Annotated in this window: 20 protein-coding genes; 7 read left to right on the forward strand and 13 right to left on the reverse strand. The window is 46.0% G+C overall.

All coding sequences use genetic code 11. The annotated features are described in order from the left end of the window. The first annotated feature begins 8 nt into the window (after positions 1 to 8). The gene (locus MHI52_RS23680; RefSeq protein ID WP_405157759.1) at positions 9 to 785 is read left to right on the forward strand and encodes an AraC family ligand binding domain-containing protein; all 777 of its coding nucleotides are present in this window, start codon (positions 9 to 11) and stop codon (positions 783 to 785) included. Between the two features lie 173 nt (positions 786 to 958). On the opposite strand, the gene MHI52_RS23685 is transcribed toward MHI52_RS23680, so the two are convergent. Beyond that, entirely contained in the window at positions 959 to 1534 is a 576-nt protein-coding gene (locus tag MHI52_RS23685) for a hypothetical protein (protein ID WP_315372784.1), read from the reverse strand. A gap of 152 nt (positions 1535 to 1686) precedes the next feature. Here MHI52_RS23685 and MHI52_RS23690 point away from each other — a divergent pair, with 152 nt between their 5' ends. Further along, positions 1687 to 2355, forward strand: coding sequence for a phosphatase PAP2 family protein (locus tag MHI52_RS23690; RefSeq protein WP_315372785.1), 669 nt, complete (start codon positions 1687 to 1689; stop codon positions 2353 to 2355). A 165-nt stretch (positions 2356 to 2520) separates the two neighbouring features. Here the strand turns inward: MHI52_RS23690 and MHI52_RS23695 are convergent, their stop codons facing one another. Further along, positions 2521 to 3954 (reverse strand): glycoside hydrolase family 1 protein, encoded by a 1434-nt coding sequence (locus tag MHI52_RS23695; protein WP_315372786.1) that lies wholly within the window; start codon positions 3952 to 3954, stop codon positions 2521 to 2523. A gap of 345 nt (positions 3955 to 4299) precedes the next feature. Here MHI52_RS23695 and MHI52_RS23700 point away from each other — a divergent pair, with 345 nt between their 5' ends. Both MHI52_RS23700 and MHI52_RS23705 read left to right on the forward strand, forming a co-directional pair. Next, a complete protein-coding gene (locus MHI52_RS23700; RefSeq protein ID WP_353883304.1) occupies positions 4300 to 5241 on the forward strand; it encodes a WYL domain-containing protein in 942 nt (313 codons plus the stop codon). Positions 5242 to 5314: 73 nt separating this feature from the next. Next, the gene (locus MHI52_RS23705; RefSeq protein ID WP_405157760.1) at positions 5315 to 6130 is read left to right on the forward strand and encodes a class I SAM-dependent methyltransferase; all 816 of its coding nucleotides are present in this window, start codon (positions 5315 to 5317) and stop codon (positions 6128 to 6130) included. Between the two features lie 99 nt (positions 6131 to 6229). Here the strand turns inward: MHI52_RS23705 and MHI52_RS23710 are convergent, their stop codons facing one another. From MHI52_RS23710 to MHI52_RS23720, 3 genes are all read right to left on the reverse strand, one after another. After that, positions 6230 to 7024: a hypothetical protein gene (locus MHI52_RS23710; protein WP_405159421.1), complete on the reverse strand. Its 795-nt coding sequence runs from the start codon at positions 7022 to 7024 to the stop codon at positions 6230 to 6232. A 111-nt stretch (positions 7025 to 7135) separates the two neighbouring features. Then, on the reverse strand, positions 7136 to 7552 hold the full coding sequence (locus MHI52_RS23715) for a hypothetical protein (RefSeq protein ID WP_036617087.1): 417 nt from the start codon (positions 7550 to 7552) through the stop codon (positions 7136 to 7138). A 458-nt stretch (positions 7553 to 8010) separates the two neighbouring features. After that, a complete protein-coding gene (locus MHI52_RS23720; protein WP_405157761.1) occupies positions 8011 to 9291 on the reverse strand; it encodes an XRE family transcriptional regulator in 1281 nt (426 codons plus the stop codon). A gap of 203 nt (positions 9292 to 9494) precedes the next feature. Here MHI52_RS23720 and fabV point away from each other — a divergent pair, with 203 nt between their 5' ends. Further along, complete coding sequence (gene fabV, locus MHI52_RS23725; RefSeq protein ID WP_036617082.1) at positions 9495 to 10688, forward strand: enoyl-ACP reductase FabV; 1194 nt, start codon at positions 9495 to 9497, stop codon at positions 10686 to 10688. A 194-nt stretch (positions 10689 to 10882) separates the two neighbouring features. Here the strand turns inward: fabV and MHI52_RS23730 are convergent, their stop codons facing one another. The 3 genes from MHI52_RS23730 to MHI52_RS23740 form a co-directional block, all read right to left on the reverse strand. Then, positions 10883 to 12130, reverse strand: coding sequence for a DNA glycosylase AlkZ-like family protein (locus MHI52_RS23730; RefSeq protein WP_315371803.1), 1248 nt, complete (start codon positions 12128 to 12130; stop codon positions 10883 to 10885). 49 nt (positions 12131 to 12179) lie between these two features. Next, positions 12180 to 12407, reverse strand: a complete 228-nt coding sequence (locus MHI52_RS23735; protein WP_036674487.1) for a hypothetical protein — start codon at positions 12405 to 12407, stop codon at positions 12180 to 12182. A gap of 119 nt (positions 12408 to 12526) precedes the next feature. Beyond that, positions 12527 to 13123: a restriction endonuclease gene (locus tag MHI52_RS23740; RefSeq protein WP_036617077.1), complete on the reverse strand. Its 597-nt coding sequence runs from the start codon at positions 13121 to 13123 to the stop codon at positions 12527 to 12529. A gap of 262 nt (positions 13124 to 13385) precedes the next feature. On the opposite strand from MHI52_RS23740, the gene MHI52_RS23745 reads away from it, so the two are divergent. Both MHI52_RS23745 and MHI52_RS23750 read left to right on the forward strand, forming a co-directional pair. Further along, positions 13386 to 14654 carry a hypothetical protein gene (locus tag MHI52_RS23745; protein WP_405157762.1) on the forward strand — a complete coding sequence of 423 codons (1269 nt, stop codon included), beginning with the start codon at positions 13386 to 13388 and terminating at the stop codon, positions 14652 to 14654. A gap of 352 nt (positions 14655 to 15006) precedes the next feature. Then, a complete protein-coding gene (locus tag MHI52_RS23750; RefSeq protein WP_338708995.1) occupies positions 15007 to 15819 on the forward strand; it encodes a putative RNA methyltransferase in 813 nt (270 codons plus the stop codon). 89 nt (positions 15820 to 15908) lie between these two features. Here MHI52_RS23750 and msrA read toward each other — a convergent pair whose 3' ends face one another. The 5 genes from msrA to MHI52_RS23775 form a co-directional block, all read right to left on the reverse strand. Next, complete coding sequence (gene msrA, locus MHI52_RS23755) at positions 15909 to 16424, reverse strand: peptide-methionine (S)-S-oxide reductase MsrA (RefSeq protein ID WP_340387270.1); 516 nt, start codon at positions 16422 to 16424, stop codon at positions 15909 to 15911. Positions 16425 to 16602: 178 nt separating this feature from the next. Next, positions 16603 to 16860 (reverse strand): GlsB/YeaQ/YmgE family stress response membrane protein, encoded by a 258-nt coding sequence (locus MHI52_RS23760; protein ID WP_017686880.1) that lies wholly within the window; start codon positions 16858 to 16860, stop codon positions 16603 to 16605. 308 nt (positions 16861 to 17168) lie between these two features. Further along, complete coding sequence (locus MHI52_RS23765) at positions 17169 to 18473, reverse strand: AAA family ATPase (protein ID WP_340387272.1); 1305 nt, start codon at positions 18471 to 18473, stop codon at positions 17169 to 17171. Beyond that, a complete protein-coding gene (locus MHI52_RS23770; protein WP_282320460.1) occupies positions 18473 to 19936 on the reverse strand; it encodes an RtcB family protein in 1464 nt (487 codons plus the stop codon). Before MHI52_RS23770 ends, MHI52_RS23765 begins: the two co-directional genes overlap by 1 nt. 501 nt (positions 19937 to 20437) lie before the next feature. After that, a complete protein-coding gene (locus MHI52_RS23775) occupies positions 20438 to 21256 on the reverse strand; it encodes a TerC family protein (protein ID WP_036617064.1) in 819 nt (272 codons plus the stop codon). Positions 21257 to 21314: the final 58 nt, after the last annotated feature.

Consider the following 21314-nt stretch of genomic DNA (forward strand, 5'->3'; position numbering starts at 1 on the left):
TGTGCTGCATGGAACGGTTTAACTATAAAAAGTCGCAAGACGTGCTGGCACTATCCGCCAGCTTTACTGATTTTGCATACAAAAAACATTGCCACGAAGAGTATGCGGTCGGCGTAACCCTGCGTGGCATTCAACAATACAACCTGGACGGACAATATCAGGCGTCTCACCAAAATGGTGTCATGTTGTTCAACCGTGAACAGTCCCATGACGGAAGCTCCTATGATAAGGCTGGCATTGACTATGTGATGCTGTATTTGAAGCCGGAATTGGTAGAGGAGATTATAGGCAAAAAGGAATTGCGTTTTGGAAGTCCCATCGTCTATGATCCCGAGCTTGCACGTAAGATCCTGATGCTGAACGATGCCGTTCAACTCCGACAGGACGAAGCCGAGTGCAGCGAACGGGTCTTCGATCTGGTTCACCTTCTGGCTCAGAAGGAAATGGACACCAAGCTCTGGTTGCCTCAGGACAGTCTGGTTCGAAAAGCCAAGGAAATCATGTTTTGCAACACTGAAGATGTGCTCAAGCTGGACAACCTAAGTTCCGAATTTGGCATGTCCAAGTTTCAATTTATCCGGGAATTCAAAGCACAAGCAGGTATATCTCCCTACCAGTTTTTCTTAAACTGCAAGGTGGAGCGTGCCCGTCAATCCATCGAAAAGCAGAAGGACGTATATACTGCTGTTGCCGATTGTGGATTCGTTGATCTGACCCATCTGAATCGTCATTTCAAACGGGTATTTGGTATCACAGCTTATGAATACATGTTGCAGCTAAACTAGCTGCATCGGATCGATAATCTCGACTCCAAATGGGTGAAATTTTGACGCCACTCCTGAAAATCCCCGTATGGAACGCGGATGTACCTCGACGTTCTTACGGGGATTGACTTGTTTTTCAATCATACAAACCTTTTGTTATACAATCCAACTTTCAATTTTCATCAGACCTGCAATCAGATTCTTTTCTTTCGTTTCCATATCCACACGATTGCCAACGCTGCCAATAAAATGACTCCACCATATAATATGAGATAGAGAAACCCACCTCGCCCACCACTATCATTGGTTTCTCCAAAATCTTCTTTACTTACAACCTTTCCCGCACCCAGCAATTTCAGATCGTCTCCGGCTTGTTCAATTGGAACATTGCGACTGCACAGATTCGTATGCAGCCTGTTGTCTCGTTCATCCAGACTGGCAAAGATCAGGTAAGACTGATTCTTTTCAAATTCGATGCCACAGGAGTCAGACCCTCCGCCCCTCCCCACAATTTTCATCTTTTTGGCACTGACTCCCTTCCATGCAGAATCTACATCAAAGGTATACTCTCTTACCCCATTATACCGGTATATCTGCGATCCGCCTTTCTTCACCACTTCTCCTGTAAATACCGTGGTATACGTTTCCAATCTCTTTTGAGCATCACTCTCGAGACAACTGCAAGCATACACTTTCTCTCCGGGAAATAGAGCTAACCCAGACGTAACCAACAGTAAGATCAACATGCACATCACCAAACGTCGTTTCATTCCGACCGCTCCCCTCCTACATTCTCTGCTTGAATAAGCGTTGTTAAGGTTACATATTTTTATTGCTACTATATTTATTGTAAAATTATAGCACAATATAAATATCGTTATGTCCAACATACGAAATCAACCATCACGGAGGAACTCAACATTTGATACACAACTGGAAAAAGAATATCTCATTCTCGCTGCTCGTTGCAGCGTTATGCATGATCGCTTTTATAAGCATCGCCCTGTCCATCAGCGACAACCAGATTCATCGATTTGATGACACGCTGATCGGCTGGATTCAGGGGTTGGAATCCCCTGGTATGACACAATTCATGCACCTTTTTACCTGGATCGGCAGCGAAATGCCAGTGGTCTTCATTACCATCATCGCCATGATTGTGTTGTACGTTTGCCTGCGACACAAACGCGAACTGCTCTTCCTGGCTTGTGTGCTTGCAGGTTCAACCCTGTTAAATGCATTGCTCAAACTGGTATTCCAGCGTGCCAGACCTACCATTAACCGGATCATTGAAGTGAGCGGTTACAGCTTCCCCAGTGGGCATTCTATGGCAGCATTCAGCCTGTACGGTGGACTGGCCTTTCTAATCTGGAAACATGTACCCACCGTCACCGGACGTGTGCTGATAATTGTTGCCAGCGCCGTATTTATACTGACCATTGGTATAAGTCGTATCTACTTGGGGGTGCATTATCCAAGTGATATCGTAGGCGGATACTTCTTGAGTGGTTGCTGGCTGTCCACATGCATATGGTTTTATCGGCGGCATTTGGAGCGCATGTCCCAACTGCAAAGCAGAAGGCTGGCCTAGGCGGCCCGCTATGGAACTACACAAAGAAATACCCGGCTTTCCTTAACTGAAGGATAGCCGGGTATTTTTTATATTCATATATAGTAGTCCTGAACTCGTTCAGGACTACATGGACCGCTTGTCCCATTTAAGGGAACAGGCGGGTCTGGTTATTTTTAAGCCAATTTATAACTCTTCACCATTGGATTCAATGACTTTTTTGTACCAGTGGAAACTCTTCTTCGGTGTTCTGCTCAAGTCTCCGTTACCGTCGTTGTCCTTGTTGACATGAATGAAGCCATAACGCTTCTTCATCTCTCCAGTGGATGCACTAACCAGGTCGATACATCCCCACATGGTGTAGGCAATCAGATCTACGCCGTCAGCTACCGCTTCTTTCATCTGTTCAATGTGACCTTTCAGATAATCAATGCGATAGTCATCTTGAATGGAGCCATCTTCCTCGACCACATCGACAGCACCCAAGCCATTCTCAACCACCATCAGTGGAATCTGATAACGATCATACAGATGATTCAGCGTGTAACGCAGTCCTTTTGGATCGATCTGCCAGCCCCAGTCGGAAGCTTCGAGATATGGGTTTTTGATACCGCCCAGCAGATTACCTTCTGCTCTCTCGAGGGACTCGTCCGCACTTTCAACCAAGGACATATAATAACTGAAGGAATAGAAGTCTACGCAGCCTTCAAGCAAAATCTGCTCGTCTCCCGGTTGCATCTCGATCTGGATACCTTCTTCGGCGAAGAAACGTTTGGCGAATCCAGGATACGCTCCACGAACCTGTACATCACCGCAGATCATATTAGAGATTTGGTCTTTCTTCTGTGCAAGCAACATGTCGTCCGGGTTACATGTGTTTGGATAGGTTGTCATGAATGCAACCATACAGCCAATTTTGAAATCAGGGTTGATCTCATGTCCCAGCTTCACTGCTTTGGCACTGGCAACGAATTGGTGATGTAATGCCTGGAAACGAGTCTGTGGATCATCCACTCCGTCGACCAGTGTCTCTTTGCCTTCAAACAGAATACCTGCAGCCATATATGCACCCATCGGCATCGTCAGACAGTTAATTTCGTTGAACGTCAGCCAGTATTTGACCTGATCCTTGTAACGGTTGAAGAGGGTTGTACAATAACGGATATAACAGTCGATGACTTCACGGGAAGCCCAGCCGTTATACTTCTGTGTCAGACCGAATGGCGTTTCATAATGGGAGATCGTTACGAGCGGCTCAATATTGTACTTTTTCAACTCGGCAAAAACATTGTCGTAGAACTGCAATCCCTCTTCGTTTGGCTCCAGATCATAACCGTTTGGATAGATCCGGGACCAGTTGATGGACATGCGGAACATTTTGAAGCCCATCTCTGCCATCATGGCAATATCTTCTTTGTAATGTCCGTAAAAATCAACCGCTTCATGGCTCGGATAATACGTGCCCTCTTCCAGTACTGGCGTAATCCGGCGTGGAATCGTGTGTGTTCCTCCTGTCATCATGTCAGACGTGCTTGGCCCCTTGCCACCCTGGTTCCATCCACCCTCGAATTGATTGGCAGCCGTTGCACCACCCCAGTAAAATCCTTCTTTCATTGTCATGACCAGTTCCTCCTTCATAATTAACTCATTTCGGTATAAAGTGCTTGATATTATGCGAGTAGCCGTTCCGGTCACGAATCGTTCTTCTGATCGCTGTTATCCTCGGATTTCTTTTATTCCCATTTCTAAATGGAAAAATCCCATGATAGCGTTTGCTTCCGAAGTAGCTTTCTTACAGAAAGCTTTTAGCGAACACTTCGTTTCTTCAGAATCGATATCGTCCCCTTCACTACTCCCCAATAAATGAAGAACAAATTATAAATCTGAGTCAAAATGTCTTGGTAAGACTTTTACACCAGTGTACCACCCATACCCTGACACCTATTGTCATGGTATAATCAGAGCATGGAAAATAACCGACTATTTCGAATGTTGCTTTTGTTATTGGAGAAAAAGAAAGCCACTGCACCAGAACTCGCCCGTATGTTCGAGATTTCTGTACGCACGGTGTACCGTGATATCGATCGGTTGAGTGCTGCGGGCATTCCCGTCTATACAACGACCGGCAAGCATGGCGGTATCCATCTGATGGACAACTATGTCATGGACAAGTCCCTGTTGTCGGAAGAAGACCAGAATGAAATTTTGATGGGACTATATAGCATCAGTGCGATCCCACATCTTAACAGTGCCCATATGCTGCAACGGTTAACCGCCCTTTTTGATCACAAGCTGGATTGGATCGAATTCAATTTCTCACCATGGGGCAGCATCCCTCTGCAGGAGAGAGAACTGTTCAATCAGGTGAAACAAGCTATATTAACGAATCAACTGATTACGTTTCATTATGTTAATTCGGATGGTGAGAAGAGCATTCCGACCGTGGAGCCACAGAAACTTATATTCAAAAACAGTACGTGGTACTTCAAAGGATATATCCATGATGACCCTGATCGGAAAGAATTCGAGACATTTAAGATGAAACGGATCACCCAGTTGACTTTTCTGGCGAGAAAACACGATCACTCTGTTACTGCCGGATCAAACGACCCTGAATCAGAAGCAGCTCCTGTCCTGACTCCTCTTACACTCTCGTTCTCCAGCAATATTGCATACCGAGTGTATGATTTTTTCGAACCCACCCTCATTAAAAAAGAGCCTGATGGCAGGCTCCGTGTTTCTCTCGAACTGAATGTAGGGGAATGGCTCTACTCCTTCCTGCTGTCGTTTGGTTCCGAGCTGACCGTAATCGAGCCTGTTCATGTTGGACAGGAATTGCTCAGACGTCATATCAAAGCCGTTGAACATTTGCAGAACGTCATGAACAAACTTCCCAACAATGAATGATATAATATAGACCTATACAACTTTTGATCACAGCTGACTCTCCGTCATCCATCTGCCCGAAGGAGGTTTATCCATGCAAGACATTAGACGCAACAATGTGGAACGTTTCAAAGGTTTTGGTACGTTATACGATCAGAACCGACCAGCTGCCCCCACTGAAGTGGTGGATATTCTAACGACATATCTTGGCAGCACACCGCGTATGGTCACAGATATTGGCTGTGGCACCGGCTTATCCTCGTGGATCTGGCTTAATGAAGCTGAACGTATCATCGGCTTTGAACCCAGCGATGACATGAGGTCTGTAGCTGAATCCAAGTGGGAATCTGCCGGGAAGCCGGATAACCTGCGGTTTGTGTCCGGCTTGTCTCACGACCTCGGACTACCAGATGGCAGTGTGGATGTGCTGACCTGCTCCCAATCGTTTCACTGGATGGAGCCGCAACCCACACTACGCGAGTTTGCACGTGTACTTCGTACAGGAGGCATATTTGCAGCCTACGATTGCGACTGGCCGCCAATGTTAGACTGGCAGTTAGAACAAGCCTATCTGCAGCTGAATAAGGAAGCAGATCAACGAGCAGCCAGTCTGGCTCCCCAGGATAGTCAGGCACACAAATGGAGCAAGGATGGGCATTTGCAGCAGATTCAGCAGTCCGGGCTGTTCCGATATGTCCGGGAAATCGTATTTCATCACCACGAGACATTCACTGCCGATCGATATGTCAATCTCGCCCTGAGCCAAGGCGGCCTGCAAACGGCGTTGAAGCTGGGAGCGGATGATCTATTAACAGCTGCTGACGAGTTCAGAGCGCTGGCTAATCGTGTATTTGATGGAGAATCCAGAAAAGTACTTTTTTCTTATCGCATGCGCCTTGGTATTGTTTGAAAACCGTCCGTTGCTTGTATCTCTCATACATACCAAAATGAAAAAGGAGGTCCTACACGTCATAAACATGATCTGTAGGACCTCCTTTTGTCTACATCCTCAGGAAGAGAATAAGTCACTTAATTGTCGCTCCTGTACATTCAATGCCAACACCAATTTTGTTGGGTCTTGTCTTGAATAGATGATATTAATGATATGACCTTGCTGCACCTGCGGCAGGGCAGATGACAAAATTTCTTTTTGCGTTGTAACATTGAAGGTTTCACCGTTCGTTTTCGTTATACTGAGTTTGAGCTGAAGCTTGATCTTGTTATTGCCACCACTTCCAAGTGGAGTGACATCAAGGATCTTGGCCATTGCTTTTTCCCCTGTTCTTGCAATATCCATCATTTCAGGTGATACCCCTTGCTGTACCATCTTTTCATCCAGCAATTGCTGCATATCTTCCTGTGATAATTGCCCCTTCATATCAAGCCCTACCTTGCGCTCATCCTTTACGGAGACTACTAACGGAATGAAACTGCCCGGCTGAAACTGTGCCATGGAGGTCAGCGGAATGACGGCTTTCATCTCGGTATCGTATTTCTCGCGCCCCTTACGCGACACCGTCAGACCCAATCGAACCTCAGGCTGTTCATTAATATACGTCCCCGTCTGTTGTATAGTCTTAATGACCCCAACTGCTGGTAAACCTGTCTTCACTCGACCTACGCCAAAAATATTGCTCAAAATCGCAGGAACAAAGATCAGTGCAAACCCGGCAAAGATCGTCGGAGTGTACCACCATGCCTGCATAATCATAAACGGATCATTCCACAGCTGCTGTGCCAGAAATGGGGAGAACCCCACCCCGAATACAGTTAATACGCCAATGAATCTCAGGAAACCTATCATATGATCCACCCTTTCTTAATCCTTCTCTTAATATCTCTATCAATATATCTATTTAGCGTTGTTATAAGCATTATATAAATAGATTATGACTGTCTTATAACCAAATACCTTCTAGATGGACATAAGCCCCATGTAGATCAGTTCGGAGGGATTTGCTGGATTTTGACCTAATCCCACCCGATCGCCTACTCGTGGAATCTGCATTTTGGACACCAGTGTCTCTAATGTTCGCTGATACTGGTTGCCATTCGTTTCTGTCACATCCAACACAAGCACAACAATCGGATCAAAGTTGATCAGTTTGCCTGTATCGGTGATTGTCACCACCGTAGCCGTAGCTGTTAAAGGCAGAGAACCACTCGCCGCCAACTGTGCCTGCTTTGCCGAATCCAGACTTTGGTTGATGGCCTCACGATGTTCCTTTGATACAAAGCCTTTCATCATCATGCCAGTGAGTCCTTTATTCATCATTTTATCCGCTTTAGCAATCGTATCTTCCTGTTTGTTCTTTTTACCGAACCATCCCATATCCAGCACCTCATTTGTTTTATTTGTTTTTAGAAGTTGTTCAAAAAGTCCACTTTTGATTACGAATCATGCCTAGCGGCATCATCAGCATCGAATATGAAATTCAGCCGAAATGTCCGTTGCTCACGTAGGTCTCCTACGCTCCGCTACTCCATTTCTAGCTTCATTCCATCTTCTCGGTACTGAAAACCAGACTTTTTGAACACGTATTTATAGTTAAATTATAAACACCGCGGCTTGTCCTTGAATACCCTTCTGGCGGCATACAAAAAAAACGAAAAATCCGGCAAATGAATTACGGGATAATCGTTTCTTTGGTAAAGAATTATGCTAATTCCGCAAAAAAAGATCTGCTAATCCAATCTTCATTTCACGATTGACGGCCATATTTTGTGCCAAGTGCTTTGGCAATGCACAAAATCATGCCTTAATCAGGCTATTGCAAGCCGATTCTCACTCTATTTTTTGCGTAACAGATAGACCAGCTTCCGATAATACATCGCCGCTTCTTTGTATTTCCGCTGATCCTCCGATACTACGGCCATCCCCTCATATAACGGTTCAAGCCGCATGACATGCTGCGCGGATTCAAAATAAGGCAGACACGCAAGCGCCCGCTCCATGAAAACTTCGCGATCTCCATGCGCAAGAGCCAGATGGCTCTGGTAGAAGGTTGCGCTCATCTGCTGGTCCTGTGTTGTTGCACATTTCAAAAGTTGATCTACACTCTGTGCGAGCACACCCCAGTTCTTCCGTGCAAGAGCTACTTCGCATCGATACACACTGACGAGCGGCTGCATTGCGAGCTGAGTTTCTTCCGTTTCCTGCTGCAATAGCGATTCAAATCGTTCAATCTCCGCCTGTGCCTGATCCAGTTCACCTGTCATCGTCAGCATGACAATCCGATTGTTGGCAATCGCTGTCACCAAATCTCCCTGGTTGCCAGCATACACGAGGTTTGCCTCCGCCATCGTTAATGCCGAGAGTGCCTCCTGAACCAGCCCCATCGCAAAACAATAGCCACTATATGCCACATATAACCCGGACAACCGATGGAACATCCGCTGATCATAGACATGACGCATTGTAAGCTCGAATACCTGTTTGGCCTCTTCATACTGTTTGACCTGGATGTAGGCTTCCATCTTGATATTTTGCACAGACAACCAGAATTCACTTCCAGGAAGCGCGAGCTCACTAAGCCTGGTTGCATGAGTTAATACATCCACAAAAGCCATTTTGGAGCGATAATATTGTATTTTATAGAATAAAAGTGCTTTGACTAACGGACGCGGCAAATCGATATCGTCTGGACGACCGTATTTCTCCAGGTAAAAATTGAGGTAGGACGTGTGTATATACTCATGAGCCGTTGCATCGTTTAATTGCTGATAATAGACCGCCTTCATCAAGGCCGTTGTCAGCTCAACGGTCAGCGTGTCATCCCGATCTGCCAGTGCATGCACCGTATCTTCGGATATCGCCGACGCTGGAACAGACATTTGTTCGAAAATAACCTCTGCCCGTTCAATTGTATCCTCGTCCTGAGCCGCAACTTTTAGAATATAGGTAGGGGATACCCCAAGACGCCCGGCGATGGCTTCTGCCAAGTCCTCAGGTAGCGGATAACGATCCGCCAGGATATTGGCAAAGTGGGCCTGCGTGACTAGACCTTCCACAAGGTCTTTACGGGAGATTTGTTTTCTTTTGCTTAGCAGTTCAATGCGTTCCTTCAGCATGGTATCCCTGTCCTTTCTATCCTAACAAGCGAGTACATTCTATTCACATCATCGCAAAATTAGAGATATAACGCCACCCTTCCGGCGAAATCAAACGAAACGGTTTCCGTTTCCGAGGTAATTGTTTTACAATAAGAAAGTATGTGTAAGAGCATTTTATCGAAATGCTGAAACATGAGCTGAATATGAAAGGATGCAAATAAATGATTATTAAACCAAGAACACGTGGTTTTATTTGTACCACTTCCCATCCTGTAGGTTGCGCTGCGCAAGTGCAGGAACAGATTGATTATGTGAAATCCCAGCCTGAGCTGAAAGGACCGCGTAATGTGCTCGTGATCGGTGCTTCCACTGGATACGGTCTGGCGTCACGCGTTGTTTCTGCCTTTGGAGCTGGAGCGAATACAGTCGGCATTTATCGTCCAAGCAGTTCCACAGAGAAACGTACGGCTTCCGCAGGCTGGTACAACTCCGCTGCATTCGAAAAAGCCGCGGAGGAAGCAGGCCTGAAATCGTACAGCGTTACAGGTGATGCATTTGCAAACGAAACACGAGACAAAGCCGTTGAACTGATTCGCAGTGAACTCGGTCAAGTCGATCTGGTTGTATACAGCGTAGCCTCGGCACGCCGTACCGATCCGAACACGGGTGAAGTATTTAACTCTGTGCTGAAGCCAATCGGACAATCCTACACGAACAAAACGGTGAACTTCCACACAGGCGAAATTAGCTCCGTTACCCTTGAACCGGCAAACGAAGAGGAAATTCGTCAGACGGTAACTGTTATGGGCGGAGATGATTGGGAACTATGGATGGATGCCCTGCAACAAGGCGGCGTGCTTGCCGACGATGCAACAACGATCGCTTTCTCCTACATCGGTCCTGAACTTACCCATGCCATTTATCGTGATGGTTCCATAGGTCAGGCCAAGAATCATCTGGAAGCAACTGCACACAAGCTGAATGATCGTTTGAGTGCCAAAGGTGGACGTGCGTACTTAACTGTAGCCAAGGCGCTGGTGACTCAATCCAGTTCTGCGATTCCAGTCGTGCCGCTGTACATCTCAGCATTGTACAAAGTCATGAAAGAAAAAGGCTTGCATGAAGGATGTATCGAGCAATTGCAACGTCTGTTCGCTGATCGCTTGTATGCGGGAGGAGAAGTTCCAACCGATGCCGAAGGCCGTATTCGCATTGACGATTGGGAGATGCGAGCTGACGTTCAGGAAGAAGTGGCGAAGCTCTGGAATGAGTTGACCACAGAGAACATCTACGATCTGTCCGATCTGGAAGGTTACCGTCGCGAATTCTTCCAGCTGTTTGGTTTTGAAACCGATGGTGTGGATTATGAAGCAGATGTTGATCCCAACGTTGAAATGCCTCATCTGGTGAACTAAAGAAGTTTTGGCGTGGACGTGAACCTAGGTTTTTGTTTTCGTTAGCACTTCTAATGTAATGCTAGAGATATGATATTAAAATCAAATGAAGAAGGAGGGGTCTTCTGGCTCCTCCTTTTTTGTCCTTTTTAGATCCTTTACCCCCTCAACAATTCCAATTTCCGTGTCCATACACTCTTTCATGTATCCCCTAATCAAATCGATTTAAGCAGCTTTTTCAGCTCTTTTGGTACCGTCTTCTCGATAGTAATGGAACGCGCTCCATGCATGGACGCAAAGAATTGAAGCCCCTCCCGAAAATCCGTAATCCATTCCTCCACAGGTGGAGCAGTCTCTTCCATCGATAACAAACGAACAGTAAGTACTCCAGTTTTGCGATCAAGTCGTGGGTCCATACGTCCAATTAACCGATCACCGTGAAGAATAGGCATGGCATAATAACCGTAGGTTCTTTTCACCTCTGGCGTATAAATCTCCCATTTATAATGAAAATCAAATAAATCAACAATACGTTCTCTTCTCCATAACAGGTTGTCCAGCGGCGGCAGGAAACGTACCGGGCCAGACGGATCATAGTGTGGCTCTTCCCTTTCCATATGCAGCAGCAAGTCCTCATCTTCAGCACGAATATAATAAGGCGTGGCCACGTCCTCCACCTTAAGCGGGATCATTCGCCCATCTGACACACGGGCAGCAATATCGGCGCGTCGTTCAGCCGCTGTAGATTTTAGCCAACCCAGACGGGGATCACGGGCATCTACGACACGATACGCATGAATGTATTTATCCAGCAGAGCCTGTCTCTGGGCCAACACATCGATGTCTTCTTTTATCGTAAGTCCCTGTTGTTGCAATCCGGATTCGGTAATATGAAAATAACGTTCATTCCCCTGCCGCGCCACCACACGAATCACAGCGGAGTCCAACAGTAGATTCAGAGCAAGTGTGGTATCCTTTGTCTTTGGCACATCCGCACTGTCCCAATAACCACTTACCCTTTCAACAGCACGAAAAGCTCTTGAAGGCAACGGCCCCTCTTCCTTCAAACGCTGCAACACATGCTGCACTGTTTTCTCCAGACCTTGCAAGGACGGAGCCAGACGCTCCCTTAATTGGGCACGTACAGGTTCAAAGAGAGCATAGTCTTCCATTGGAATGACACAGGCAGCATTTGCAAAATATTCAAACACCTTGTGATCACTCAGCAGTGTATTTAAGCTGTCAGCAGTATAACCAGGGTCACGAGCCCCCAGCACCAAATGCTGGTTTCCAGTTACAGCAGCCACAGGATCGATCTGCACGCAACCAAGGGAGCGAATTAAACTCAAAACTTGGTCGGGTCCCGAAGGTAAGGAAACTGCTGGCCAACGTCCAAGTAAAGCTTGCGTTTGCAGCAAAAAACGCCGAACGATTTTTTTATTCATGTGCAGCGCTGTTGTCATATGTATAGGTTCTTCCCTTCATTTAGTGTACAAAATTCTATCGTCTTACTTATCCAGCAATCGGCGCCTCATATATAAAATAAAAAGAAGCACCACCATCCTGGATGATCTGCTTCTTGTGTTTGACCTTTTGCAATTTTTCCTGCTTCGTAGGCATGAGCCGTACATGCTGGGATAACGCGCTATAATCCCCGTTAACTCTTCGGCTCTGTTCCGAGCACCATTGACCTGACCGCTCTGCTTTACGTAATGCTTTTTGTGTTTGTGTACGTGCCATAATGGATCACACACTCCTTTGGTTGATATACACTCAATATATCATGTGCAGCTACGCAAGTGAAGGTGCTTCCAACTGAAATGAGATGTACATCATTAAAAAGGCTTCCACCCAAGTACTTAGCGGGATTGCCGCTTTCGCCGGGACTGCCACGTCTCGATTGGTTCATGATCATCTTCTTCGATCAGTTCCAATGCTTCTTCCACTCTTCTGGCTTTGAATAACAGAATTAATTCCATCAGGTCTTCCCGGTCCAGCAGCTTCACTCCATTAACCGCTGCAAGCGTCCGACAGGCCTCGGTGTAACGGGCGGACGTTAATACAATCGACCGGTCGGCTTCATAATAACGCATCGATGTATATATCTCCTGCACAGCACTCAACCCTACGGGATGGTTCGCACCATATCGCTTCGCTTGTATCACACTTCGTCTGCCGAGTCTATCAACAAACACCAGATCTGCCCCAAAGTCCCGGCTGCTTGTTGTCTTATGCACCTCATCGTACCCGAGCTCTTCGAATAAATGATAGAGATATAATTCAAACTCCGAACCATCCTCCATCTTGTCGATGTCCTTTATTGTGATCTTACGAGGATTGGCTTCACTTCGGATCCGCTGCCCGCGCCCGATAACACGCCGAATAATCCAGGCCAGCAGCAATAATATGATGATACATCCAATGACCCATAGGGTCACATTTTCACTCCAGTTCATAGCTATTCTCCTTGTTTCATTTCCTATGTTCTATCCAATGTCTTACGCAGATATGGCTTGTCACCGCACTAAATATATCAGACTTCCACCTTCATCGAAAGAAGATGAATTCCCTGTAACCGTTATACTTCCCCAAACATAGTCATTTCGACAAACCAATGATAAAAGGTTACAGTGCGTTCGGTTGAATTCAGCTTGACTTTAATGGTAAAATTCAACAATCGGTTCTATTTTGAACCGAAGAAGAAAGGTGGTTTATCACTTGCATACATTGACCAAACACAAGTCCAAAACATGGGCTGCCCTCATTCTCAGCGGCATGCTCCTCTTCACCATGAATACAACAGGTTACGCCGCTGCTTCAACCGAATCCATGCCCAAACCGGCGTGGACGTCATCGTCCCTGATGTTATCTGAGGCTAATACAGAGAAAGATGTCCTGATCAAGGGAATTCATGCCGTGCCATCCAAAAACCTTGTATATGTACATGCCTCCCAGCCCGTGACCAAAACAAGTAGCAAAACAACACTCGACTGGCAACTGGACTCTCTCCAAGCATTCGATGCGACAACTGGACAATTGAAGTGGAATACGATATTCCATGAGAAAAGTGGTCCTTATACCACCTACTCCGATTCGGTATATGCCAGCAACGGTACGGCTTATGTGTATATGGAATATTCGGACAAAACCAAAAAATTGTACTCATTCAATACATCCGGTAAAACCAACTGGGTCAAAACGGTGAATTCACCTGCAAGCATATCCCTATTGGATAACGATACGCTGATGGTTGCTTCAAGTCAGGGCGTGCAATCGAATGGTTCGGTTCGCTCAACCATCTCGTTATATGACAAAAAGGGCAAGCTGATTACTGAAAAAACCATTAACGGTAACGTGCTTAAGGCTGACCATGGTCGAATTGTAGTGGATGCCAGTAAACAAACCAAGGTAGGAAACTTCTGGCAGCAAGCTGCGAATCCCAAAGTAGAGATCTATGATCGTACGTTGAATCGTCTGTCCTTCTATCAATTCCCTGCCAATGCAAATACATTAGGAGATGGCGGCGGTGAATCTCTGGCCATTCTCGACGATGGTTCCATCATTATGCGCGCCAATTTCGAGAACACCGGTAACCGACTGATGGGCTTTGGCATCGATGGCAAGCTTGCTTGGGGACGTGCCATTGCTGGTGATGCCTACATTCAGACGGCTGGCAACGGTTATACAGTCTTTACAGGGCAGAAGCTGGAACTGTACACAATGAAAGGCAAAGTGACTGAGCGTACATTCAAGGACGCACAGCCTGCACTTATGCGTGTTGACCAGACACAGGATGGTCAGTATCAGCTTGATTTTGCCAAAACGGGATACATTCTTGATCCTCAGACGCTGGAAGACGTGCATATCTACACGACCAGTGCCTCGGTTCCTTCATTAGAAGGTGTTTCAACTTATGTGGATGATGTCATCTATTCCATGAACGATGAGACATTGTCCAAATATGTATTAAAGGCTACTGCAAAATAATGAACGGAGCGCTTCTGTATGACCGTCTAAACGGTTGACAGGGCGCTCTTTTATTTCACATTCGCCTGGCTCCCCTTACTTGTCATTTCTTCTCATCCTGTTATACTGGTAACGTTCTCTTGCTTCACCCTAATCTTGATAGGCAAAAGGAGCTTAACCTTCCTATGATTATTCAGTTCATTCGATACAGATAACTTGGGGCATAGCCATAAACCTCTTTTTTGAATTTCGTGCAGAGGTTTATTTGTTATGCCCTTTTCTTCAGTTATCCAAATCTGAATGAATGGGGTGTTATTCCATGTCAGTCCATCGCAGAGAACGCAGCGCTGCGCTTATTAATCCATACATCCATATGTTGAACTGTCCCATCTGTCATAGCCCTATGGCAACCATTAACTCAGGGAGCATTCAATGTGTGTCCAGGCATAGCTTTGATTTTGCAAAACAAGGCTATATCAATTTCATGACACGTTTTTTCAAGGGCAACTATGACAAACGTTTATTTACAGCCAAAAGGAATATCTTATCGGGAACCGGTATTTATGCTCCTTTGACCGAAGTACTACGCAGGTGGATCGCACGTTATTCCGTTGACATCAACTATCCCGTGCATATTCTGGATGCAGGCACAGGAGAGGGAACATTTCTGCAGCAGATTACGCAGAATACTCCAGCCGTTGGCTGGGGCATCGATATTGCCAAAGAAGGCATTGCCATGGCTTCCTCTGCCTACAACCAGCAAATCTGGTTTGTCGGCGATCTGGCATGCAGTCCGTTTGCAGAAGGTCAGCTGGACATCATCCTGAATATATTTTCTCCTTCCAACTATGAAGAGTTTGGACGAATTCTGAAGGATGGGGGATGGATCATCAAAGTCATCCCCCGTGAACGATATTTAATTGAACTGAGAGAAATGCTGTTCCTGAATCGACCTGATCGAGCAGACGGCCGGGAACTTACGCTGGACCGATTCCGCAAACATCATCATCTCATCGCCAGCATTCCGCTGACCTACACGCTGCCCGTCACCGAAAACATGCTGGATTCACTCGTTCATATGACACCACTTTCCTGGCATCAGTCGGGATCATCCCTGGTGAGCATTCAAGCTTCCTTGTCGAAGATTACCATTGACGTAGAAATACTGGTAGGAACAATCAGATAACCATTATGGCTGATTTCAGCCGCCATACAGCCAAAAAGCCGGGCGAGTTCCAACTGGAACTTTCCCGGCTTTTCATGTGATCTGATGCATTATTTCCAATTCTCGTCTATAAATTCGTCCCGTCCGGATAACGCACGGTCTTCCTTATAATGTTTTTCGTTTTTCTTGTGGTAATCCTGATGATAGTCTTCAGCCGGATAGAATATAGCTGCATCCCGAATTTCCGTAACAATGGGTTGAGTGAATCGTCCGCTGGCTGCCAGTTCCTGTTTGGACTGTTCAGCAAGCTCACGTTGACGTTCATTATGCACAAAGATTGCCGTGCGATACTGTGTCCCCCGATCCTGGAACTGACCTCCATCATCCGTCGGATCAATCTGCGGCCAGTATAGCTCCAGCAGTCGTTCATAAGGGAATACATCTGGATCAAATGTAATTTCAACCACTTCGACATGACCGGTCTCCCCGGTTTTGACCTGCTCATATGTTGGATTCTCGACGTGACCGCCGGCGTAACCCGATATAATGCCATGAATGCCCGGTTGTTCTTCAAACGGTGTAACCATACACCAGAAACATCCGCCGGCGAATGTAGCTTTTTCCATTCCGTTCATCCCCTCTTATCTAAACTAGCTATAGAATACTGATGCTAAGTTACGCATACATTCTTATATTTTAAAACAACAAGAGGTTGATTGAAAGCCATGGTTATGGCTCTCAATCAACCTCTTCATTGGTAAAACATTTGGCTGACAACTAATTCAAGAAATTATCTTGATTAAGTTACCCGCGACTACGTCCCATCGAACGGAAGATCAAGCTTACGATGGCTACAAGAACGATCGCACCGATCAATGCAGGCACAATGTAGAATCCGCCCATCTCAGGACCCATATCGCCCAAGATTACTCCACCTAACCATCCACCGATAAAACCAGCAATGATGTTACCAATAACACCACCTGGAATGTCACGACCAACGATCAAACCTGCCAACCATCCAATGATACCACCGATAATTAATGACCATAACCAACCCATATCATTCACCTCTAATTAAAGTTTTTGTTGTTGTCTGTCTACTATTAACCGCTACAGAAGCATTTAAACAATTGGCATAAAAATTTTTGCATATTACCTTTTGTCCCCATGCATCTTCCTCTGCAAAACAAGCCTTAGTCAGGTATGGAACAGTTCGCGTTACTTTCCGGCATCTCACCAGCTCAGGGCTGCGTTATGTACCTCCCGAAAGTCATTGTATGTTAGAGCAGACAAGGTTAGTATCACCAATTGAGGTAGGATTATTTATAAAATTGCGTCATATTATAAGATGGATGGGTTAGGTCTGATCAATAAAAGCCTGCACGGCCCTTACCTGGCTGCGCCAGCCAAGTATGTTTATGGCTCTTGTCCAGCTCGCCACGCATCGACTGAATGACTTTCACAATGTCTGTCTGTCCATTCTGATGCCATTCCAGCGCAGCGCTCACATATAACTCACCTAGCTGTGCAAGAGAGAACGTGTCGGTCAGACGAGCTGCTTCTACCGCGCCTTCTTCACCCGCAAATACAGTGAAGCCTCGTTGACGCAAGTATTGCAAGCGCAGCGCTTCATCTGGCAACGGAATTTCGTAAGCCCGGTCAAACCGCCCAGCACGGTTCATGAGGCCAGGATCTATTTTCTCCGGATAATTCGTTGTCCCGATCAGGAAAATGCCTTCTTTTGACGTAGCTCCATCCAGTGTATTCAGGAAAAAGGAACGGACTTCATCCGGCATCGAATCGATGTCCTCAATGATCAGTACCATCGGTGCCAACCGCTTGGCAGCCTCGAACACTTCACGCACCGATTCACTGTTGGTATACTCCGTAATCTGCCAATACGCAGCCGGTCCCGGAATACTTCCAGCAATGGATTTTACCAACGTGGTCTTGCCGTTTCCCGGATGCCCATACAATAGAATGCCCCGTTTGTACGGGATATCATAATCTCTGTAAAAAGAACGATCCGCTTCGAAGAACTGATCCAGCGAGCGGAAAATATCCTGCTTGATCTGTGCCGAGAGAACAACATCCTCTCTTCCCACGGAGCGAGTGATGGATTCGACGTGACGATCGCTGCCATTACGGGCATCGGTGTAGACCGTTACTTTTTTCATATTTTGCTGACGTTCCCGTTCCCGGACACTTCCCAGAAATTGCTTCATCTCCTCATCACCGATGGCAAAGACAAAGTCTTCACTGTAGATCCCGTTCTCTCTGAAAAATGGAACCCGCACAAGTGCTACGCCCCATTTCGGATAAGCAAATACGTTGTTGCGAATGGAGTAATGCACACCATAAGTAGGCACATCTCCATCATCGTCGTAATGCAAGGTCTGAAGCTCCAGATCTTCGAATATACGGGCAACCAATTCCACTTCGTCACTGCCATTTTGCAGGTCTTCCCGGAGTAACTCCCAGTATTCATTGTTCGGGTCGGAACTGGCATACAGCTTGTACTCAACTCCATAGCGCTGATGAAGTGCCTCACTGATTCCACGAATCAGCCTTGAATAGATGGCGTACCCCTCCACTCGAATTCGGGTATCATGTTGTTCGTCATAAGTATAGATCGCCTGGGTTGGATCTGTTTGTTTTTCGTTTATTGTCATTATTTCGCTCCCTTTACCGCTACAAGCGGTTTGCATTTGGCTACAACTTGAGCCAGGCCTGCGCCGGTAACACTGTCTATAATTTCATCTACATTTTTATAAGCCTGAGGTGATTCATCAATAATGGATTCAAGTGAGCGTTGATTTACCACGATCTCATCTTCTGTACCCACACCCAGTGCCGTAGCAAAATCCTCCACGCTAATCAATCGTTTTGTTGCCGTCCGTGAACGGATTCGACCCGCACCGTGACATATTGAATAATAATTATCAGCACCCTGAGGCTGACCTACCATGATATATGAAGCAGTTCCCATGGAACCCGGAATAAGTGCCGGATGTCCAGTTGCCAGATAAGGCTTTGGATTGTCCGGGTGACCTGCTGGCAACGCACGTGTCGCCCCTTTGCGATGCACAAAAACGGAACCTTGGTCTGCGTGAGATTCCTCCCAGGCATAGTTGTGCATCAGATCGTATAACGTACGAAATTCACATTTGGAGCCAAACACATCCCGGAATGCTTCGCGAATAGCATACGCAATCAGGTGACGATTGACAACAGCGTAATTCAATGCAGAATACATCATGTTCACATAATGACGACCTTCCGCATGCTCAAGTGGAGCAAATACCAGTCTGGGATCGGATGTACCCAGGTTAAGCCGCTGCATGACTTTGGCAATCGCTGACGAACTCGTCTGGCTTACATACCCACCCCATGCACGAGAGCCGGAATGAATCATGACCACGACCTGTCCATCATACAATCCCCAAGCTTCGGCGATTTCACGATTCTCTTCAGCGATCTCAATCGCCTGGATCTCGGCAAAATGATTCCCCCCACCCAGTGTTCCGAGCTGACGATGCGAACGGTGCCATGTCATATCAGGAACGTGGTTTAACACATCCTCATCGTAACTGAACTTGCTGCTTTCCACATGTGTCATCGCGGTTGATTTTTTCGGTGTATAGCTGTCTGGAATATACTTTTTGGGTAAACCATGCAGGCCTTTACGAACAATATGCTCCAGTCTGATATCCGAGTAATGACCTCGCTGGTTCGCCTCCATCGGCAATACTTTCTCAATGGCCTTGACGAGTTTGCGGCGAAGCTTGATGTCTTTCAATTCGTCCTTGTGCAAGTTTGTCATATGCACTCGCATGCCACAGCCGATGTCACTGCCCACGATGGAGGGAGAAACGTATCCGCTCTGCGCATCCCACACGGCTGTCGTTCCGATGCACGTACCTACACCGACGTGTACGTCTGGCGTGTAACTCATATAAGAAATTCCCGGAATCTGCAGATTATTGTTTGCCATCTCAAACACCTTGTAATCGAGCGAGGAGAAGAGTTGTTGCGCCGCATATACGGTTAGATCACCTGCAGGCAATTTTACTTCATGCCGGTAAGCACCTGTTAATTCGTTTGGATTAGTAAATAAATTAAATTCTGTATTCATAAAAGTGTATTATTCCTTCCTGTACGTTCAGCAAATTCGGTTTGCTGATTCATCGGTAAAATAAAACCAAAAAAGCCATAGGCTAGTCGCCCATGACTTCTACTGAATGACAATAACGGAGAACAGAACAGCATAAACATGCTGTGTGTCTGTCATCCATCGCTATAATATAAGCGAAGAACGCATATCGATTATAAAACCTGCTAAACGATATGCCTATCCCCTATGTCGACCGTATGAGGCCAATGAAACGATGAGCCGGATATGCTATTGTGTCTACGTTGCGCCCTGTTTGAATCAAATCATAACCAAGCATCATGTCTCTCGGCCTCCCTTCGTTAATGTTAGTCTTATATTAAGGGGACTAGAATTCATGTGTCAACCCTTTTCTTGGAAATTGGTCCATGGTGTAGATTGCATATGTAAACAAAAACAGGAGATTGTCCTAGGAAAATCTCCTGTTTCCCAAATAATAATGATGTTGTTAGCGTAACATGATTATTACAGTCCTGCTTGTTTTTCCAACTCTTCAACCGGATTTTCGTCTTCTTTTTCAGGAACTTTGGAAGACAGGAACCAACCACATACCGCAATGGTGATCAGTACAATATAGAATCCGAATTTCCAAATTTTATTTTCCGGGAAATGCTCATCCAGAACACCCAATGAAGGGTGAGCGAGTGTAATAACCGCCAGCTTAACTCCTACCCAACCTACGATGACAAAGGCTGCAACTTCAAGTCCTGGACGGGAATGAAGCAATTTCACAAAGTATGAGGCTGCAAAACGCATGATCACAAGCCCGATGAATCCACCGAGGAAGATAACGATAAACTGTCCACCGTCGAGTCCGCCAATTGGAGGCAATCCACTTGGTGGCAACGCCACGGCCAAAGCAACAGCAGCCAGAATGGAATCAACTGCAAATGCGATATCCGCTACTTCGACCTTGAAAACGGTCATCCAGAAACCGGATTGTTTTTTCGGTTTCTTAGGCGTTGAATCAGCTGCTTCATCTGTCTTATTGCGACTACCCAGTATCTTTTTAACGATATGGTTAATCGAAATGTACAGGAGATACAGGGCACCGATCGCTTGCACCTGCCATACATCGACGAGGAAAGAGATCAGGAACAATGAACCTAAACGGAAAACAAATGCACCCATCAGACCGTAGAACAACGCTTTTTTGCGCTTATCTTCAGGCAAGTGTTTAACCATGATTGCGAGTACCAATGCATTATCTGCTGCGAGTAATCCTTCAAGGACCACTAAGACAGCAAGCACCCACCCATATTCTAATAATAATGAAACATCCAAAATTGACTCCTCCTTAATATTCTTATGATGTACAAAAAAAAGGACCTTTACCATCACT

Source organism: Paenibacillus sp. FSL H8-0283 (assembly GCF_045040675.1).
Lineage (GTDB): Bacteria > Bacillota > Bacilli > Paenibacillales > Paenibacillaceae > Paenibacillus > Paenibacillus amylolyticus.

Bases quoted from the DNA above. Each gene is read 5' to 3' on its own strand.
- MHI52_RS23730 (WP_315371803.1), bottom strand. From the start codon at position 12,130: ATGACAACAGCGCTGCACATGAATAAAAAAATCGTTCGGCGTTTTTTG.
- MHI52_RS23765 (WP_340387272.1), bottom strand. From the start codon at position 18,473: ATGACAATAAACGAAAAACAAACAGATCCAACCCAGGCGATCTATACT.
- MHI52_RS23695 (WP_315372786.1), bottom strand. From the start codon at position 3,954: ATGACAATGAAAGAAGGATTTTACTGGGGTGGTGCAACGGCTGCCAAT.
- MHI52_RS23700 (WP_353883304.1), top strand. From the start codon at position 4,300: ATGGAAAATAACCGACTATTTCGAATGTTGCTTTTGTTATTGGAGAAA.
- MHI52_RS23760 (WP_017686880.1), bottom strand. From the start codon at position 16,860: ATGGGTTGGTTATGGTCATTAATTATCGGTGGTATCATTGGATGGTTG.
- MHI52_RS23685 (WP_315372784.1), bottom strand. From the start codon at position 1,534: ATGAAACGACGTTTGGTGATGTGCATGTTGATCTTACTGTTGGTTACG.
- MHI52_RS23680 (WP_405157759.1), top strand. From the start codon at position 9: ATGGAACGGTTTAACTATAAAAAGTCGCAAGACGTGCTGGCACTATCC.
- MHI52_RS23715 (WP_036617087.1), bottom strand. From the start codon at position 7,552: ATGGGATGGTTCGGTAAAAAGAACAAACAGGAAGATACGATTGCTAAA.
- MHI52_RS23770 (WP_282320460.1), bottom strand. From the start codon at position 19,936: ATGAATACAGAATTTAATTTATTTACTAATCCAAACGAATTAACAGGT.
- fabV (WP_036617082.1), top strand. From the start codon at position 9,495: ATGATTATTAAACCAAGAACACGTGGTTTTATTTGTACCACTTCCCAT.
- MHI52_RS23740 (WP_036617077.1), bottom strand. From the start codon at position 13,123: ATGAACTGGAGTGAAAATGTGACCCTATGGGTCATTGGATGTATCATC.
- MHI52_RS23710 (WP_405159421.1), bottom strand. From the start codon at position 7,024: ATGATAGGTTTCCTGAGATTCATTGGCGTATTAACTGTATTCGGGGTG.
- MHI52_RS23720 (WP_405157761.1), bottom strand. From the start codon at position 9,291: ATGCTGAAGGAACGCATTGAACTGCTAAGCAAAAGAAAACAAATCTCC.
- MHI52_RS23705 (WP_405157760.1), top strand. From the start codon at position 5,315: ATGCAAGACATTAGACGCAACAATGTGGAACGTTTCAAAGGTTTTGGT.
- MHI52_RS23735 (WP_036674487.1), bottom strand. From the start codon at position 12,407: ATGGCACGTACACAAACACAAAAAGCATTACGTAAAGCAGAGCGGTCA.
- MHI52_RS23750 (WP_338708995.1), top strand. From the start codon at position 15,007: ATGTTGAACTGTCCCATCTGTCATAGCCCTATGGCAACCATTAACTCA.
- msrA (WP_340387270.1), bottom strand. From the start codon at position 16,424: ATGGAAAAAGCTACATTCGCCGGCGGATGTTTCTGGTGTATGGTTACA.